Here is a 17,076-nt window from a genome sequence, read left to right on the forward strand (position 1 = left end):
GCGGCCTTGCTGGCAGCGATGGGTGCTTAGCGTGGGATATGACATCCGGTTGGCTCAAGAGGCGGATATAGAGGCCATCAGCGCCGTGATATTGTCCGCTCTTCGCGAAACCAATTCGAAGGATTATTCGCCGGACATAATCTCCCGCGTTGCAGAGAATTTCACTCCTGCCGCTGTGCGAAAACTCTTGGACAGCCGGATTGTTTGCGTAGCGACGAAAGACGAAAATGTCGTTGGCACAGCCAGTCTCGATGGCGCGGTGATCCGCACTGTGTTCGTGTCCCCGTCGATGCAGGGACAGGGAGTGGGAACCCAACTGATGGCCGAAATAGAGTTGATAGCGCGTAACAAGGGAATCGCGACTCTTGCCGTTCCCTCGTCCGTTACTGCGCAGGCTTTCTATGCCAAGTTGGGCTACCAGGCTATAGGAGATAACTTCCACGGGAATGAACGGACGATCATTATGGAGCGTTCGCTAGAGCAATAGCTATATCGGTCGCAAGGCTGAACGTCCTGCGGCCGATCATAGGCAATATGCCGAGATTTCGATTCGGATACTTTAGCTCCGCGCGATGATCTCGCGGCCTTCGATCTTCATCTTGACGCCGAGCTTGCCGGTCGTACGGCGCACGAGGAAGCGCGGGCGGCGATTGGCGAAATAGGAGTGACGGCGACGGGGCTGGATGTCGCGGGTGGCGACGCCGCCCAGATGCTCTTCAAGCGGACGGGCGACGCCGTCGGCTTCGATCATCATCATCGGGATGCGGAAAGCTTCCGACCATGAGCGCCAGTCGGCGGCGATATCGCTCAGATCATGGGCGACGAGGAGGGGAATGCAGAGATCGGGATCCTCATGATGCAATTCCAGCGTCACCGTGACTTCGCCGTCGCCATGGTCGATGGCGCGGGCGGCAACGCCCTTGAAGGCACGCTTCGGCAACGCGACCGACAGCGGCAGGCCGCTCGACGGCAATATCTTGCGCAGCACCGCGCCGCGCTCGTCGATTGTGATGGTGACGTCACCCGCGGTACCGCGCATGGCATAGCTGACCTGTTGCGGAAAGCGCGTCGGATCTAGCCGCAGTGTGGTTCCAGCCCAATCGGGCTTCAGGACGGTATTTGTCATCTAATCTCTACCCTTGCTTTACCTGAGAGCCGGTTTTCCGGTCTTCTACGGAGAACTTCATGTCCTCTCGTTGGGTGCAGATTAGGCGGGCCCCCTTCCAGACAGCTTAAAAATCGCGGTTAAGAAAACTTTGCGTCCTCAAATGGTTAGCAAAATCGAATGCATCACGGTTTCCATAAAGTGAATGTATGGCTGGGCACTCGTTGTCCCGATCTGACGCAGGCAGCGGAGAAAGTATTGTAAGTCTCAGGTAAGGTTTATCTGCGACACTACGGGCAGATTCGCCTGCATATATTAGAGATTTATTGGGGTTCATGCTGATGATATCCACCTATCTTGGCTATTCGATCGCGACCCGCAGCATGGCGACGACGCTCAATCAGGTGGGAACGCAGCCGCAGAACAAGCGTGCGATCGATTATTACAACGCCAATATTGGCAAGGTCACCAGCGTCGACGACTTCATGAACGACTATCAGCTCTATAGCTACGCTATGGAAGCCTACGGTCTTTCGGACATGACCTACGCCAAGGCCTTTATGAAACAGGTGCTGACCAGCGACCTCAGCGATTCCAGCAGCTTTGCGAACAAGCTGACGGATTCGCGCTATAAGGAATTCGCCGCCGCGTTCAATTTCGGCACGGGGAGTGCCTCTTCGGCGCAAACCAGCGCGCAGGAAGACGATCTGGCCGGTCTTTATCAGCAGTCCTTTACGACTGAGGAGACCAACGCCCAAACTGAAACAAGTTATTACAGCCAGCACATCAGCGACGTTAAGACCGTGGACGATCTCCTCGGCAATACGCGCTTGAGAAATTATGTGCTGCAGGCCTACGGCATCGATCCAACGAATGTCTCGAATACATTTTTGAAAAAGATGCTGACGAGCGACCTCAGCGATTCCAGCAGTTTCGTAAATCAGAACGGCAGCGCTGCCGACAAGGCGATCGTCGCAGAATTCAATTTCAACGCCGACGGCACCGTGAAGACCACGACGGCGGACGCCGATACGACCTACTATCAGAACCAGATCAGCACGATCACCTCCGTCGATCAGCTTACCTCCAATCCCAAGCTGTTCGACTATGTCAAAACCGCCTTCGACATACCCGCCTATATCACCGCCGATCAATTCAATGCCTCGGCCGAGGATGCGGGCGTTGCAAAGTCGAATGGGCTGACCAGTGTGCTCGCGCAGTTCAATTTCCAAGCCGATGGCACCGTCGCCAGCGGCGAGCAGGCACAGACCGCCACTCAGCTCAGCACCACGACGTCAGCCTACGCAACCAATTATCCGGGCGGTCCGCAGACGCTCGGCCAGACGGCCGACGTTATGAGCGCTTACAATTCTACCGTCCCCTCATACACGACCGATGTCGGCGCCACGGATAACGATCTTTACTATAAGGATCATATCGGTTCCATCACCTCGGTCGACGAGCTGACCTCGGACACCCGGCTCTTCAATTATATCAAGACGGCCTATGGGATCGATGCGAGCACGCCCGCCGTCGTATTCAAAAACGCGTTTGCCGACCCGACCACCGCCTCCATTTTCGGCCTGACCAACGTTGTGGCGGCATTCAACTTTCAGTCCGATGGTACGCTGGCCTCAGGCGACGTAGCGCAGTCTCAGGCTGAGATCACCGCGGCATCGACCGCCTATATGAAAAATTACACGACGTCGCAGACGTCACTGACCACCGATGCGGTCAGCAATTACAAGACCCGCATCGCCAATGTGAAGACGATCGACGACTTCTTTGCCACCAACGCCGCCGCTGACAGCGACACGTCGAATGACGATCTTCCCGAGCTCTACCAAATGGCGCTGCGCGCCTATGGTATCAGCCCGGACGAGATGTCGAAGACGCAGATGAAGAAGGTTCTCGAAAGCGATCCCTACGATTCGAAAAGCTATGTCAGCTCGCTCAAGGACACGCGTTTCACCAATCTCGCCAAGGCTTTCAATTTCGATAGTGATGGCAAGCTGAAACAGCCCGTCCAATCTTTGTCGCAGACGCAAATCAACAGCTACATCTCGAAATATTCCAGCAACACCACGGCCGGGCTGACGGGTGCTCAGGAGACGAAGGCCTCCGATGACGCAAAGGATGCCGGTACCTATTTTGCAACCAATATCGTCAAGGTCACCAGTGTCACCGACCTTCTGGCCGACAGTAAGCTCACGGATTTCATCCTGACTGCCAATGGCATCGACCCGAAGAACGTCACCACCGCGACGCTGAAGAAGGCTTTCGCCTCCGATCCGAGCGACTCCAAGAGTTTCATCAACACGGATGATGGCGCGCAGTTCAAGAGTATCGTCGAGGCGTTCAATTTCGACACGGACGGAAACCTGACCGACTCGAAACTGGGTACCGCGCAAAATCAGGGCGCGATTGCTGACACGAACGACCTCTTCTTGCACCAGACCCTGGAGGATCAGCAGGGAGAGAGCAACCCCGGCGTACGCTTGGCGCTCTATTTCCAGCGCAAGGCGCCGGACATCAATTCCATCTACGATATCATGGGCGACACCGCGCTCTATCAGGTCGTCACGACGACCTTCAACCTGCCGAGTTCGATCTCATCGATGGATGTCGATCAGCAGGCCAAGGTGTTGGGCAACGTTCTCGATGTCTCCGATCTCAAGGACCCCGACAAGGTCACCAAGCTTCTGCAGCGGTTCTCCGCCATGTATGACCTGGAGAACAATACGACCTCGTCGACATCGCCCGCGCTGTCGATTCTGACGGGTTCGTCGAGCGTCGGCATCAGCGCCGATACGCTGCTCTCGATCGCCCAGCTTTCCAATAAATAGCGCATGCTCCTCGAAAATTTATGATCGATTCGCGCTGCTTCGATAGGCGGCACGAAGCCGTTGATATGCCCGTTGCGGCCGTGCCGGCATGGGTCAAGGGGTAGGTTTTGGAGACGCGGAATAAGTGCGTTCGGCGCCGATAAGAAGGAACTTATTAACCGTCTTTGCCCTATTCGATTTGGGAAGCCATCGGCAATATCAATGACTGGGTTGCAGGTCTCATGCGTCTTTCTCGAACGAACATTTCGAATGCGGCAACCGGCTTCCTGGAAGAGGGAGAACCGGACGCGGAGCAGGTCGCAGAAGAGGCCCGCCGGGCCGAGCAGATCGCCGCCCGCCGTGCTTTTCTGGAAGAAAAGATCCGCAATGCACGGCAGGCAAAGCAGCGCGCGGAAGAACAGCGGCGTGCGGAAGAACTGCGGCTTGCCGAAGAAGCACGGTTGCGGATTGCCGCCGCCCCAAAACCCGTCGTCGAAGCCCTGCAAACCAGCACCGCGGCAGGCGCCCCTATCATGCCGATCACGCCGCACGGCATCTCGGCCGAGGACCTTGCCTCGCCCGGCTGGCAAAACGCCTTCCTGATGGGACCGAACGTCCGTTTCACCCGCACGCGCGAAGCCGAGATCATCAGCCGGCGCCCGCCCGCGGAACCTGCATCCATTCCGACGCCCGTAGCCATGAACCAGGCCGCCATGCGCGTCGTTGAGCAGCCGGCAATCGAATCGCACGTCTCGATCGATAGTTCACAAATGGAACAGACGGCAGAATTCCAACTGCCGCCTTGGGAAGACATGCCCTTCGCGGCTGACACCTACAAGCCCACCGTAATTCAGAAATCTCCGGCGATGGAGCCGGACGCATTGGAGATGACCGTCATCGCTACCGCATTTCATAAAGCTCCCGTGATCGCGCTGGATGCTTCGCCGTCATTGCCGAAAACTGCAGAATCCGTTGCCGCGCCGGTGGTCGAGTCGCGGCTCGCCAATCTCTCCGATTTCGCCTTCTGGGATGCCATGCCCTTCGAAAGCGAATTTATTGCCGCCGTCAGGGGCACGCCGGTTCAGCCGGCACTCGTTCCCGAGATCCAGTCGCAGGTCGAATCGATCGTCGCTAAATACCGCGTCGTCGAATGCCGCCGCCCTTCGCCCGCCGTGGCCTCACCGGCGGAGATCGGGGTGTCGCCGAATGCGGCGCCCATCATCGCCGCCGCACCTGTTCCGGCTGTCGAGCCGGCCTCTGCCGGCGCATTCGTGATGGACGAGCTTGCCGCGCTGGAAACGATGGCACTGGCGCCTGTCGCGCGGGTCGAAATCGAAGCTGCAGCGCCGACGCCTGCGGAATCAAACGAGACCGAATCTGCCGCGTTCGTCCCGCCGGCATTCGTCACCGCCGTATTTGCCAGCGAAACCCAGCCGGCCCCGGCCGTAAGCTTGCCTTCTCCGGCTCCGGTCATGGTCGTTGCGCCAATGCCGGTTCGGACATTGGCACCGGCTGCCGTCGCTCCTGTGGTCGAAGCAAAGCCGGTCATTCCCGCCGTTGAAGCGGCCAAGCAGCGGCTGATCGATCCGCCGCCGTCGCAGATTACACCGCGCAGGGCTAATGCCCTGGCTCTGCCGGAATGGCGGCCGATCGCCCCCAGCGGCGAGGGTGAATATGAGCTCCCGCCCCGTGAACTGCTGCAGGAGCCGGTCGCCCGCACTGGCGTGATTATGACGCAGGAAACGCTGGAGCAGAATGCCGGCCTTCTTGAAAGCGTGCTCGAGGACTTCGGCGTTAAGGGTGAGATCATCCATGTTCGTCCTGGTCCGGTCGTCACGCTCTATGAATTCGAGCCGGCTCCCGGCGTCAAATCCTCGCGCGTCATCAACCTCGCCGACGATATCGCTCGCTCCATGTCGGCTCTGTCGGCCCGTGTCGCCGTCGTGCCCGGCCGCAACGTCATCGGTATCGAACTGCCGAATGTCACCCGCGAGACCGTCTATTTCCGCGAGATGATCGATTCGCCCGACTTCGAGAAGAGCGGCTACAAGCTGGCGCTCGGCCTCGGCAAGACGATCGGCGGCGAGCCCGTCATCGCCGAACTCGCCAAGATGCCGCATCTGCTGGTTGCCGGTACCACCGGTTCGGGCAAGTCGGTCGCCATCAACACCATGATTCTGTCGCTGCTCTATCGCATGACGCCGGAACAGTGCCGCCTGATCATGGTCGACCCGAAGATGCTCGAACTCTCCGTCTATGACGGCATCCCGCATCTGCTGACCCCCGTCGTTACCGATCCCAAGAAGGCCGTGATGGCGCTGAAATGGGCGGTACGCGAGATGGAGGATCGCTACAAGAAGATGTCGCGCCTTGGCGTGCGCAACATCGACGGCTACAACAGCCGCGTCGCATCCGCCAGGGAAAAGGGCGAGACGATCCACGTCATGGTCCAGACCGGCTTCGACAAGGGCACCGGTGCCCCGATCGAAGAGCAACAGGAAATGGACCTGACGCCGATGCCCTACATCGTCGTCATCGTCGACGAAATGGCCGACCTGATGATGGTTGCCGGCAAGGAAATCGAAGGGGCGATTCAGCGTCTGGCGCAGATGGCGCGTGCCGCCGGCATCCACCTGATCATGGCCACGCAGCGTCCGTCCGTCGATGTCATCACCGGCACGATCAAGGCAAACTTCCCGACGCGCATCTCCTTCCAGGTGACCTCGAAGATCGACAGCCGCACCATCCTTGGCGAGCAGGGTGCCGAACAGCTCCTCGGCCAGGGCGACATGCTGCATATGGCCGGCGGCGGGCGCATCTCGCGCGTGCATGGCCCCTTCGTGTCGGACGAAGAGGTCGAAAAGGTTGTCGCGCACCTTAAGCTGCAGGGCCGTCCGGAATATCTGGATACGGTCACCGCCGACGAGGACGAGGAAGAGGATGAAGAAGACAGCGGCGCCGTTTTCGACAAGGGTGCTATCGCATCCGAAGACGGCGACGATCTCTACGAACAGGCGATCAAGGTCGTCATGCGCGACAAGAAGTGCTCGACCTCCTACATCCAGCGCCGCCTCGGCATCGGCTACAACCGCGCCGCATCCCTGGTGGAACGCATGGAAAAGGACGGCCTCGTCGGTCCCGCGAATCACGTCGGCAAGCGCGAAATCATTTCGGGCAACCGCAATGGCGGTGGAGTGCAGCCGAGCAATGAGGATTTTGATTGATGGAATAGGGGAAGAGGCGGGGTTTTAAATATGCTGAACCTCTGTCACCCCCCTCTGTCACTGTCGTGACATCTCCCCCACAAGGAGGGAGATTGGTAACTCGCGGCATGTACTTGCCTCAAACAAAACATCGCATCCGCAGAGGCCAAAGCTTGATGGCATGCTGAAGCGGTGCAGCGCACTCCAAACGATCTCCCCCCTTGTGGGGGAGATGTCACGAAAGTGACAGAGGGGGGTATCAGAGGCGCGGCATACAGCGAGCTTTCAGATCTTCACGCGGAAGCTCTTCTTTCTAAACCCGCAAAACCTTCCCCGGATTCATCACTCCTGCCGGATCGAACGCCATCTTGATCCGGCGCATCAGGTCCATCTCGATCTCCGAGCGGATCGAGGCCAATTCGTCACGCTTCAACTGCCCGATACCGTGTTCGGCGGAGATCGAGCCGCCATGTTGCAGCACAAGCCCATGCACGATCTTGTTCATCTCGCGCCAGCGGCCGATGAACTGCGCCTTGTCGGCTCCAATGGGCTGAGAAATGTTGTAATGGATATTGCCGTCGCCCATGTGGCCGAAAGCGCAGATGCGGGCGCCGGGCATGGCCGCCATCACGGCCGCCTCCGCTTCGTGCATGAATTTTGGGATCTGCGCGACCGGGACGGAGACGTCGTGTTTGATCGAGCCGCCCTCCGGCTTCTGCGCGTCCGACATGCTCTCGCGCATGTGCCATAGCGCCTTCTGCTGCGCCTCGGAGCTGGCGATCGTTGCGTCCTGGACCAGACCGGCCTCGTAGCCCCGCTCCAGCAGCGTCGTTATCATCCGCTCGGCTGTTTCAGGCGAATCCGATGTCGATATATCGATCAGCACATACCAGGGATGCGCGGTTTCCAAAGGATCGCGCACGCCCGGAATATTGCGGACAGTGAACTCGACGCCAATGCGCGGCATCAACTCGAAACCGGTCAGCGCCGGGCCGCAGAGGCTGGATGCATTCTTGAACAGCGTCAAAGCGTCCTCGACCGATTGAATGCCGGCAAAGGCCACTTGATGACCGAGCGGCTGCGGGAAAAGCTTCAGCACCGCGCCGGTGATGACGCCGAGCGTTCCCTCCGCGCCGATGAAGAGGTCGCGCAGATCATAGCCGGTATTGTCCTTCTTCAGCCGCCGAAGGCCGTTCCAGATCTCGCCGGTCGGCAGCACCACTTCGAGCCCAAGGCAGAGCTGGCGCATATTGCCATAGGCGAGGACGGCCGTGCCGCCGGCATTGGTGGAGAGATTGCCGGCGATGCGGCAAGAGCCCTCGGAGCCGAGCGACAGCGGAAACATGCGGCCATGCTCTTCTGCCGCCTTCTGCACGTCGGCCAGGATGCAGCCGCCATCGACGATCATGGTATTGCCGACCGGATCGATGTCGCGGATGCGGTTCATGCGCTCCAGCGAGAGAATGATATCGGTGCCGCCCTCGCGTGGCGTCTGGCCGCCGACAAGGCCGGTATTGCCGGTCTGCGGCACGATCGGTGTACCGGTCTCGCTGGCAAGCTTCAGGATGGCCGAAACCTCTTCCACCGAGCCGGGCTTCAAGAGCAGCGGCGATGCGCCGTGATAAAGCCCGCGGTTTTCGATGAGATGCGGCGCCATGTCAGCCGCCTCCCGCAACACATGCTTTTCGCCGACGATGGCGGCAAAGCGATCCAGAAGGGCGGAAGAGGGGGCGGAGCTGCTCATGGCGTGTCCTTTGCCGATTTGTCTTTGACCGGATTTACTCTCTTGGCGCGGCCGCACGGCGCAGCCGGTCGTTGATGGCTTCGCCGAGGCCTTCGTCGGGAATGCTCGAAAATGCGATCGTTGCCGCTCCGCTGCCATCGGCGCGCTTCATGAAATCGAATAGATTGGCGGCGGCTTCCGAAAGATCGCCGGACGGGCTGAGGTCGAGCACCATCGCGGCCTTCTCCACCCCGCCAATGTCTGGCCGGCCGAAACGGATCAGCGCCTCGCCGGGCAAAACAGCCGTCGCATCGAGCCGCACAGCGGCGCCCGGCGCATAATGAGACGCAAGCATGCCCGGGGCTTCGATGGCCGGCGAGGCGCCGTTCTTTCGCTTGAGTGGCTGACCTGCGACCCGCTCGATCTCCTCCGCCGCCAGACCGCCCGGCCTCAGCAGACGCATCTCTCCGTCTTCGACCTTGACGATGGTCGATTCGACTCCGACGACCGAGGCGCCGGCATCGAGGACCAGGGAAATCCGTTCGCCGAGATCGTCATGGACATGATCGGCGCTGGTGGCGCTGATCTTGCCGGACGTATTGGCGCTGGGAGCGGCGAGCGGCCGGCCGAAGGCCCGGATCAGATCGCCCGCAAAACCCTGCGGCACGCGGATCCCGATCGTATCAAGCCCCGCCGTCGCCAGCGGATGGATATCGCTTCCCGGCCGCAGTGGCAGGACGAGGGTTAAGGGACCGGGCCAGAAGGCTTCTGCCAGCTTCCGCGAGATCGGGTCGAAGATCGCATACCGTTCCGCCATGGCGAGATCGCTCATGTGGCAGATCAGCGGGTTGAAGCGTGGCCGCCCCTTCGTCTCGTAAATGCGCGTAATGGCGGCGGGATTGGTGGCGTCAGCGGCAAGCCCATAGACTGTCTCGGTCGGCAACCCGATCGGCAGCCCCTCGGCAAGTGTTGCCGATGCCTCAGCGATCGCCGTTTCCGGTTGTTGGAGAATGTCTATGTGTCGCGCCATGGCCTGACCGGTTGCCGTTCAGGCCGTTCTTATGCTTTTCAAGTTTGAGGATCAATGATCAAAGCTGGCGAATGATGTCGCGGAGCTGTTCGTTGCGCGCGCCAAGCAGCAATACATTGCGAATGGCGATCTGCGGATCATGCGTGTGGAAGAGCACGCCGTTGCCTCTGATCTCGCGATTGATCGTCAGTTTCTTTTCCGGCGACTCCTGATCCGGATGGACGGCGACCGCAAAATACATCCGCGAATATTTAAGGCTGATATTTTCGAAGAAATTGTCGTTCTGGCCGATGCGGGCAAAGAAATTGGCGATGTAGAAGGCCCAGCTCACCTCTTCATACTGTGCGAATTGCGTTCGCGCCGCGGTGACATGGCAATAGCCGAGATGCGGCGTATCCTTCAGCGTGTGATGGAAGATCAGCTTCGGAAAACGAATCGATTGGTGAAAACTATTCAGCCGATCATGGGTTTTTTCTCCGGCATTCCGCAACTTGTTCGCCGTGCGTTCGGCCACTTCTTCATAGCTGAGATAGCGCCGCTCTTCGGCCAGCCAATGTGCCCTATCGCGGGTGATGCGGCCGGTGCGCAGGAATTCGCTATGGGAGGCCGCCGGCAACTCCGGTTCCGGTTCGGCAGGCTTCTTGGCGTCGAAATATCTGAGCTTGGCCATGGCGGCACTCACGGTATGGGTATGGATACCAGTTGATAGATCGCCTAGCTTGAGCCGGGCTTAAGCCAGCGTGCTGACGGTTTGAGGAGGATCAGAACCATGCCGGGCATCACCGATCTCAAACTCTTGATTTCGAGCATGAAACCGAATCTCGTTGACGGCGAATTCGTCTTTTGCAGCGTGCCCGTATCCGCACTGACAAACTACGTTCATTTGAATCCAATCGGGATGTTCCAGGAAAAGGAGGGGATGACCCTGATCCTTCCGATCGAGGCGGCCCGGCGGGCGAGGCTTCCGGCGGAACCCGTGATGCGAATGATCACTCTCGACGTCCACTCCTCATTGGAAGCGGTCGGCCTGACCGCCGCCTTTGCCACGGCGCTCGGAAACGAGGGCATCAGCGCCAATGTCATTGCGGCCTACTATCATGATCATATCTTCGTGCCGACCGCCGATGCCGCCCGTGCCATGGCGGCACTCAAGGCGCTCTCCGCCGGCCAAGATCCTCTCTAAAATCGGCCGCCGAACGCTCTGTCGCAATCAAGATAAAGCGTCATGGAGCGCAAAGCGGCCCACGCGGGCACCCGTCTTGTCGGCGGCGCGATAATGAATTGAATTTGTTCGCATTGTCGCGCCCATATTCGCTCCATTTCCAAACTTCATCTCGCCTGTCGCCAATTTCGAAGCCGATGTCGCATTGCAGCAGAGCAGCCGGCGGGGCGATAGCTATGATGACCTCAATCTCAAGGTGCCTCCTGCTAGGGAGACGGAGAATTTGGGAAGCCGGTCAAAGTCCGGCGCTGCCCCCGCAACGGTGGTGGAGTAAGGCATGGCAAAAAAGCCACTGGGTTCAGACTGCCTGGGAAGGCGCCATGGGGTCCTCTCGAGGACCGCTCCAGAGCCCGGAAACCAGCCTTGAGACTATAGATTTTACTGACCGCGGCGGGCGGTCGGCGGGCAACGCGCTGAGCTGTTTACGGCCGGCCGATGCATGTCCTCTGCCTGCTGCCTGGCATTGCACGAGGATAGGCAAATGGATATCGGCACCAATGTTCTGCGGCAATTGAAGAACCGCCGCCAGGGTTTCAGCCTGGAGCAGGCCTTCTACACGGACCCCGATTACTTCAAGCTCGACATGGAGATGATCTACTATCGCGATTGGCTGTTCATCGGCCATGATTGCGAAGTGCCGCGTGCGGGTAATTATTTCACCGTCCAGATCGGCGATTATCCCGTGGTTATCGTCCGCGGCCGGGATCAGGTCATCCGCGCCTTCCACAATAGCTGTCGCCACCGCGGCTCGCGTGTCTGCGCCTCCGAGCGCGGTTCCGCGGCCAAGCTTGTCTGCCCCTATCACCAGTGGACATACGAGCTCGACGGTTCACTGCTTTTCGCCCGGCAGATGGCGGAGGATTTCGACAAGAACCAATTCTCCCTGAAGCCGGTTCATTGCGAAAGCGTCGGCGGCTATATCTTCATATGTCTCGCGAAGAACGCCCCGGATTTCTCCTCGGTCCGCGCTGCGATCGAGCCGTACATGGCGCCGCATCGCATCGGCGAGACGAAGGTTGCCTTCCAGAGCACCATTATCGAAAAGGGCAACTGGAAGCTCGTATGGGAGAACAATCGCGAGTGCTACCACTGCGCCGGCAATCATCCGGAACTCTGCCGGACCTTCCCGGAAGCGCCGACCGTCACCGGTGTGCAGGGCGCCATGAACGATCCCGTCATCGCCGAGCACTGGCAGCGCTGCGAAGCCGCCGGTCTGCCGAGCGAATTCAAGATCTCGCCGGATGGTCAGTTCCGCGCTGCCCGCATGCCGCTGATCGGTGGCGCTGAAAGCTACACCATGTCTGGCGAGCGTGCGGTCAAGCGGCCGCTATCACCCGACGTGACCATCAACAATATCGGCGCGATGCTGCTGTTCCACTACCCGACGACGTGGAACCATCTTCTCGGCGACCATGCCATTTCCTTCCGCGTCCTGCCGATCAGCGCCGAGGAGACCGCGGTCACCACCAAATGGCTGGTGCACAAGGATGCGGTCGAGGGCGTCGATTATAACCTCGAAGAGCTGACCCATGTCTGGACGGAAACCAATGATCAGGATCGCCGCATCGTTGAGGAAAACGCCTTCGGAATCCGCTCGCCGGCCTACGAGCCCGGTCCCTATTCGGAACTCCATGAAGGCGGCGTGATGCAATTCGTCGAATGGTACTCGAATTTCATGATCAACCGGCTGCAGGGCGATCAGGCCAAGCTGTCGGCGGTTGCCTGAGTATGAACATGACCATCTCTCTCCGCCATCACCACCTGGACCAGATGCAGCCATGGAGCGACAGGCAGCATCTGCTGGAATGCCTGTCGTCAACGCCGGAAGCACCGGATGTGATGACCTTCACATTCCGCTCCGACAAGGACAATTGGTTCCGCTATCTGCCCGGCCAGTTCGTGACCCTGGAACTGCCGGCGGCTCCCGAGCCGGTCCTGCGCACCTACACGCTGTCGTCCACGCCCTCGCGGCCCTTTTCCGTCGCCGTTACCGTGAAGGCGCAGAAGGACAGCGTCGGCACGCGCTGGATGTTCGAAAATCTGAAGCCCGGCATGCGCATCAAGGCTTTTGGACCGCTCGGCGATTTCAGCCATGTCCGTCATCCCGGCGAAAAATATCTCTTCGTATCGGCCGGTTCCGGCATCACGCCAATGATGGCGATGACGCGGTATATGGCCGATACCGCGCCGCTCTCGGACATCACATTCGTCAATTGCTCGCGCAGTCCGGCCGACATTATCTTCCGCTCGGAGCTGGAATACCTCGCCCGCTTCATGCCGAACCTCGATCTCGGCTTCATCGTCGAGGGCTGCGGCCGCACTGATCTCTGGTCGGGGCTGAAAGGACGCATCGACAAGGCGAAGATCGCACTGTTGGCGCCTGATTTCATGGAGCGCACCATCTTCTGCTGCGGCCCGGAAGTCTTCATGGACGCTGTCCGTTCCATGCTGGAAGCGCACGGCTTCGACATGGCGCGCTACCATCAGGAAAGCTTTCAGCCGGTGCAGGCGGCAATGCCGCCGGCCGAAGTCGGCGATGACGTCTCGACGGAGGCGGCGACCTCCATCCGCTTCACCATGGCCGGCCGGGATGTCGCTTGCGCCCCAGGCCAGACGATCCTGCAGGCCGCGCGCGGCGCCGGCATCCGCATTGGCGCTGCCTGCGAATCCGGCCTTTGCGGCACCTGCCGCGTGTTGAAGCTCTCCGGCGAGGTCGAGATGAACCACAATGGTGGCATCCTCGACGATGAGATCGAGGAAGGCTACATCCTCGCCTGCTGCTCTCGGCCTAAATCGGATGTGCAGATAGAAGCCTAGAGCTTGTCATAGCGGATGCCCTAGAAATCCTGATAATTCAGCTCGTTGATTTCGACCGGTTTAGGCCGCGTGGCGGCCGTGACGATGGGATCGATCATCAGCGAGACGAGCGTCTGCAGTGGTGCAGTGCAGCTCGGCCCCTTGGCAATGATCATGGGGGCCGGCTCCGGTTTGGCGGGCAACAGATCGCCCTGCGGCCATATCTTGGCGAGCTGCACCTTCGTCATCTGCACGACGTTGACATCGATATCAGTGAGCGTTCCCGGCACCCGGTAAGGACAGGTCTTCTCCGAGCAATTGTCGGACGAGGAGAATTGCCAGAGCACGTAATTGTCCCAATTGCCGAGGGGGAAGGTGCCCTTCACATCCGGCTTGTAGCGGGCGTACCACAACGGCAGCCGCGACAGGATCGGGTAATCCTCCCGATGATCGGCAATATACTTGGCAGTGTTGTGATTGGTGTAGAGGATGGGATAGCGGCCTGTTCTCACCTTGATATGACCGACGAAGATCTGGGCGTCATCCAGCGACATGAACTGCGTCGGATCCAGACCGTCGATATCGAGCACCATCAATTCGTCCGGTTTCGGATCGGCATAATCCAGAAAATGATTGGCCTGGTCGACCGGGTTGCCGGGCCGTCCGAGGTGATAGGCACCCCAGAGCAGGCCGTTCATTTTCGCCAGCATGCGGCGGGTCTGATAGAGCTCGCGACTGACGGCATATTTGCGCCACATCGTCTTACAGTGCGCAAAGCTGTCGCCGGCGTGATCGCCGGTGCAGCTAAAGCTTTCAGGCAGGCCGTCGGAAGCCTTGGAGATGAAGCCGGCGATGCGCTTGTCCTGGAGAAGCTGGTCCCAATCGATGGTGTTCAACTCGTAGGCATCGACGATGAGGGCGTTCTGGGGATCGTTCCAGGGCTGGTTCTCAGCGGCCGCAAGCCGGGAAGCCAGTCCCAGCAGCGCCAGAACCATCAGGAAACTGCAAATCAGAGGGTGAGTCTGCCGGTATCCCTTCATGAAACAATGGTAAGGATCGGTGGTTAATCCTGGGTTAAGGATGAAATCGCTATAAATTAAACGTGGGGTCCGCGCATAGCTCCTTAAATTGGTAGGAATTTAAGGGAATGACTATGCGCCGCCGCCGCGTCTTGGCGCGTCATCATGAACGCGCGACGCGGTTGGTAACTCGAACCCTGTCTTGGGGAACCTTCCCCAACACGGAACGTTATTTGTTGCCTGAGCACAATATAAGCCAGGGAATGGAGATATAAATGCTTGGTTTCCGTGCGAAAATTGCGACCATCGCTGTTTCGGCCGCCGTCGCTCTGACGAGCTTCACCCCGTCCTTCGCAATGCAGATGCCCGCCGCGCCCGTTGCGGCAGCAGACAAGGCAGAACCTGCCGACATCCAGCAGGTTCAGTGGCGCCATTATGGCGGTTATCACGGCGGGTACTATCCGTATTATCGCCGCGGCTGGTACGGCGGCTATCGCGGTTATCCGGGCTATCGTCATGGCTACCGCTATTATGATGGCTATTGGTACCCGCTGGCAGCCTTTGGCGCCGGAGCCATCATCGGCGGTGCGATTGCCAGCCAGCCGCGTTACGTTGCGCCGGCTGGAGGCATCAACCCACGCCATGTCGAATGGTGCGAAGCGCGCTATCGGTCCTATCGCGCTTACGACAATACGTTCCAGCCCAATCGCGGTCCCCGGCAGCAGTGCTACTCGCCCTACTATTGAGCAAGAAATTCAGAGCTAACAACGCCAACCGCCCGGTCGTTCGCCGGGCGGTTCTTTTTGATCGCTATCGCACTGTTAGAGAATGTTGACCCGCTTCAGCAGCCACCAGGATAATACCATCGAAGCGACAATGAGCCCGACGGCATACTCCGTGCCGCCGCCACCGGTTGAAAATGGCAAATTTGACGTATTCATGCCGAAAAAGCCGGTGACCAGTGTCGGTGGCAGCAGGAAAGCCGTCATGATCGACAGAATGTAGAGATGACGGTTGATCTCGGAGGAAAGCTTCGAGTCGATTTCTTCATGCAGCAGCCTGGCGCGTTCCTGCAGCGCATAGACGTCGTGATCGACCGCTTCCAGCCGGCCCGTCAGGCGGCCGGCGACATCCTCGAAACCGAGCGGCATCTCGTCGTCATCGGATGCCGCAGCACGCCGCATCAGTGTCAAAACGGTGCGCAAATGCCGGTGCAGGCGCACGATCGTCCGGCGCACAGGCGCCAGCCGCCGGCGTTCATCCCGCGGAGCGTTCTCGTAAACGAAATCCTCGATGAGGTTGAGCTCCTCGGTCATCTCGATGACCAGCGAGATCAGGGTGCGCTGGAACTCGACGACCAGCAGTTCGAAAATATCGAGCGGCCGGACGAATTTGGCGGCATTCTTTTCGATCAGCATGCGCGCCCGCTCCACGCTGCGCAGCGGCTGCAGCCGTGTGGTGATGAGCATGCGGTCGGTGAGAACGAAATGCAGCCAGCCGATGTCGCGCGTGTCCTGATCGAATTCGCGCTGGAAATCGACCAGCGTGCCATACAGCATCTGTTCGTCGACGGTGAGCGCCGCATGCGTCTCATGGGTGGTGAGCGCCACACGGGCCACTTCGTTCAAGCCCGGTGCATCCTCCAAAAAGGCAGGCACGCGGGCATCGACCAGGCTGAGATGCAGCCACAGGAAACCGTCTTCGGCAAACAGCGCGGTACGGTCGGTATCGTCGGATAGCCGCTCCGGCTTACCCGCGCCGGGGCGCAGGCGATAGGCCCAGACGAGACCGGGTATCGTGGTGGTTGACGTGATCGTGTTCATGGCCGGGTTGTTCGTGTCCATCAAGGGAATTGCCATAGTCATTGTTCATGACGATTGTTTATGCAAGCCCCGGCCGCGGCGCGACAATCGTTTGGGAAGGCGGATATGCCGCAGGTGGGCATGGCGTGGCTGGAAGATCGCCGGTTTGATTCCGATGCGACTTCTCGGGAAACAAAATGGATTCGCAATCCTGGGCGCCATTCAGCATCTACGGAATTTCAGCATTATGGGGCAGTGCGACAGACCTGAATCAACGAAATGGTACCGTTACGTCACGTGCTGGTACGTTGGGCAATCGCGCACTAACGTACACAGGAGGCAATCACCGCT

The 17,076-nt window shown here is 59.4% G+C and carries 13 protein-coding genes and 1 riboswitch; of the genes, 7 read left to right on the plus strand and 6 right to left on the minus strand.

Annotated elements, in window-relative coordinates:
* The first annotated feature begins 31 nt into the window (after window positions 1-31).
* Complete coding sequence (locus QDY28_RS04895; RefSeq protein WP_331380544.1) at window positions 32-487, plus strand: GNAT family N-acetyltransferase; 456 nt, start codon at window positions 32-34, stop codon at window positions 485-487.
* 72 nt (window positions 488-559) lie between these two features.
* Here the strand turns inward: QDY28_RS04895 and QDY28_RS04900 are convergent, their stop codons facing one another.
* Window positions 560-1,126 carry a DUF6101 family protein gene (locus QDY28_RS04900; RefSeq protein WP_331380545.1) on the minus strand — a complete coding sequence of 189 codons (567 nt, stop codon included), beginning with the start codon at window positions 1,124-1,126 and terminating at the stop codon, window positions 560-562.
* A gap of 320 nt (window positions 1,127-1,446) precedes the next feature.
* Here QDY28_RS04900 and QDY28_RS04905 point away from each other — a divergent pair, with 320 nt between their 5' ends.
* The gene (locus QDY28_RS04905; RefSeq protein ID WP_331380546.1) at window positions 1,447-3,951 is read left to right on the plus strand and encodes a DUF1217 domain-containing protein; all 2,505 of its coding nucleotides are present in this window, start codon (window positions 1,447-1,449) and stop codon (window positions 3,949-3,951) included.
* Window positions 3,952-4,172: 221 nt separating this feature from the next.
* A complete protein-coding gene (locus QDY28_RS04910) occupies window positions 4,173-7,154 on the plus strand; it encodes a DNA translocase FtsK (RefSeq protein WP_331380547.1) in 2,982 nt (993 codons plus the stop codon).
* Between the two features lie 292 nt (window positions 7,155-7,446).
* On the opposite strand, the gene QDY28_RS04915 is transcribed toward QDY28_RS04910, so the two are convergent.
* From QDY28_RS04915 to QDY28_RS04925, 3 genes are read right to left on the minus strand one after another with little or no spacing between them, the layout of a single operon-like run.
* Window positions 7,447-8,877: an FAD-binding oxidoreductase gene (locus QDY28_RS04915; protein ID WP_331380548.1), complete on the minus strand. Its 1,431-nt coding sequence runs from the start codon at window positions 8,875-8,877 to the stop codon at window positions 7,447-7,449.
* A 34-nt stretch (window positions 8,878-8,911) separates the two neighbouring features.
* Entirely contained in the window at window positions 8,912-9,886 is a 975-nt protein-coding gene (locus QDY28_RS04920; RefSeq protein ID WP_331380549.1) for an L-threonylcarbamoyladenylate synthase, read from the minus strand.
* 58 nt (window positions 9,887-9,944) lie between these two features.
* Window positions 9,945-10,556 (minus strand): DUF6656 family protein, encoded by a 612-nt coding sequence (locus QDY28_RS04925; RefSeq protein WP_331380550.1) that lies wholly within the window; start codon window positions 10,554-10,556, stop codon window positions 9,945-9,947.
* A gap of 99 nt (window positions 10,557-10,655) precedes the next feature.
* On the opposite strand from QDY28_RS04925, the gene QDY28_RS04930 reads away from it, so the two are divergent.
* The 3 genes from QDY28_RS04930 (at window position 10,656) to QDY28_RS04940 (ending at window position 13,925) form a co-directional block, all read left to right on the plus strand.
* Complete coding sequence (locus QDY28_RS04930; RefSeq protein ID WP_331380551.1) at window positions 10,656-11,069, plus strand: ACT domain-containing protein; 414 nt, start codon at window positions 10,656-10,658, stop codon at window positions 11,067-11,069.
* Window positions 11,070-11,285: 216 nt separating this feature from the next.
* A riboswitch (cobalamin riboswitch) is annotated at window positions 11,286-11,488 on the plus strand.
* Window positions 11,489-11,589: 101 nt separating this feature from the next.
* Window positions 11,590-12,834: an aromatic ring-hydroxylating oxygenase subunit alpha gene (locus tag QDY28_RS04935; RefSeq protein ID WP_331380552.1), complete on the plus strand. Its 1,245-nt coding sequence runs from the start codon at window positions 11,590-11,592 to the stop codon at window positions 12,832-12,834.
* Between the two features lie 8 nt (window positions 12,835-12,842).
* The gene (locus QDY28_RS04940; protein WP_442967478.1) at window positions 12,843-13,925 is read left to right on the plus strand and encodes a 2Fe-2S iron-sulfur cluster-binding protein; all 1,083 of its coding nucleotides are present in this window, start codon (window positions 12,843-12,845) and stop codon (window positions 13,923-13,925) included.
* 20 nt (window positions 13,926-13,945) lie between these two features.
* On the opposite strand, the gene QDY28_RS04945 is transcribed toward QDY28_RS04940, so the two are convergent.
* Window positions 13,946-14,899 carry a glycoside hydrolase family 25 protein gene (locus QDY28_RS04945; RefSeq protein ID WP_331380554.1) on the minus strand — a complete coding sequence of 318 codons (954 nt, stop codon included), beginning with the start codon at window positions 14,897-14,899 and terminating at the stop codon, window positions 13,946-13,948.
* 299 nt (window positions 14,900-15,198) lie between these two features.
* Here QDY28_RS04945 and QDY28_RS04950 point away from each other — a divergent pair, with 299 nt between their 5' ends.
* Window positions 15,199-15,669 (plus strand): BA14K family protein, encoded by a 471-nt coding sequence (locus QDY28_RS04950; RefSeq protein ID WP_331380555.1) that lies wholly within the window; start codon window positions 15,199-15,201, stop codon window positions 15,667-15,669.
* Window positions 15,670-15,744: 75 nt separating this feature from the next.
* Here the strand turns inward: QDY28_RS04950 and QDY28_RS04955 are convergent, their stop codons facing one another.
* The gene (locus QDY28_RS04955; RefSeq protein ID WP_331380865.1) at window positions 15,745-16,746 is read right to left on the minus strand and encodes a transporter; all 1,002 of its coding nucleotides are present in this window, start codon (window positions 16,744-16,746) and stop codon (window positions 15,745-15,747) included.
* Window positions 16,747-17,076 lie beyond the last annotated feature (330 nt).

Source organism: Rhizobium sp. BR 362, assembly GCF_036528765.1.
Taxonomy (GTDB): domain Bacteria; phylum Pseudomonadota; class Alphaproteobacteria; order Rhizobiales; family Rhizobiaceae; genus Rhizobium.

Excerpts from the sequence above, each read along its gene's own strand:
- QDY28_RS04900 (WP_331380545.1), bottom strand. The coding sequence starts at position 1,126 with ATGACAAATACCGTCCTGAAGCCCGATTGGGCTGGAACCACACTGCGG.
- QDY28_RS04905 (WP_331380546.1), top strand. The coding sequence starts at position 1,447 with ATGATATCCACCTATCTTGGCTATTCGATCGCGACCCGCAGCATGGCG.
- QDY28_RS04910 (WP_331380547.1), top strand. The coding sequence starts at position 4,173 with ATGCGTCTTTCTCGAACGAACATTTCGAATGCGGCAACCGGCTTCCTG.
- QDY28_RS04915 (WP_331380548.1), bottom strand. The coding sequence starts at position 8,877 with ATGAGCAGCTCCGCCCCCTCTTCCGCCCTTCTGGATCGCTTTGCCGCC.
- QDY28_RS04920 (WP_331380549.1), bottom strand. The coding sequence starts at position 9,886 with ATGGCGCGACACATAGACATTCTCCAACAACCGGAAACGGCGATCGCT.
- QDY28_RS04925 (WP_331380550.1), bottom strand. The coding sequence starts at position 10,556 with ATGGCCAAGCTCAGATATTTCGACGCCAAGAAGCCTGCCGAACCGGAA.
- QDY28_RS04930 (WP_331380551.1), top strand. The coding sequence starts at position 10,656 with ATGCCGGGCATCACCGATCTCAAACTCTTGATTTCGAGCATGAAACCG.
- QDY28_RS04935 (WP_331380552.1), top strand. The coding sequence starts at position 11,590 with ATGGATATCGGCACCAATGTTCTGCGGCAATTGAAGAACCGCCGCCAG.
- QDY28_RS04940 (WP_442967478.1), top strand. The coding sequence starts at position 12,843 with ATGACCATCTCTCTCCGCCATCACCACCTGGACCAGATGCAGCCATGG.
- QDY28_RS04945 (WP_331380554.1), bottom strand. The coding sequence starts at position 14,899 with ATGGTTCTGGCGCTGCTGGGACTGGCTTCCCGGCTTGCGGCCGCTGAG.
- QDY28_RS04950 (WP_331380555.1), top strand. The coding sequence starts at position 15,199 with ATGCTTGGTTTCCGTGCGAAAATTGCGACCATCGCTGTTTCGGCCGCC.
- QDY28_RS04955 (WP_331380865.1), bottom strand. The coding sequence starts at position 16,746 with ATGAACACGATCACGTCAACCACCACGATACCCGGTCTCGTCTGGGCC.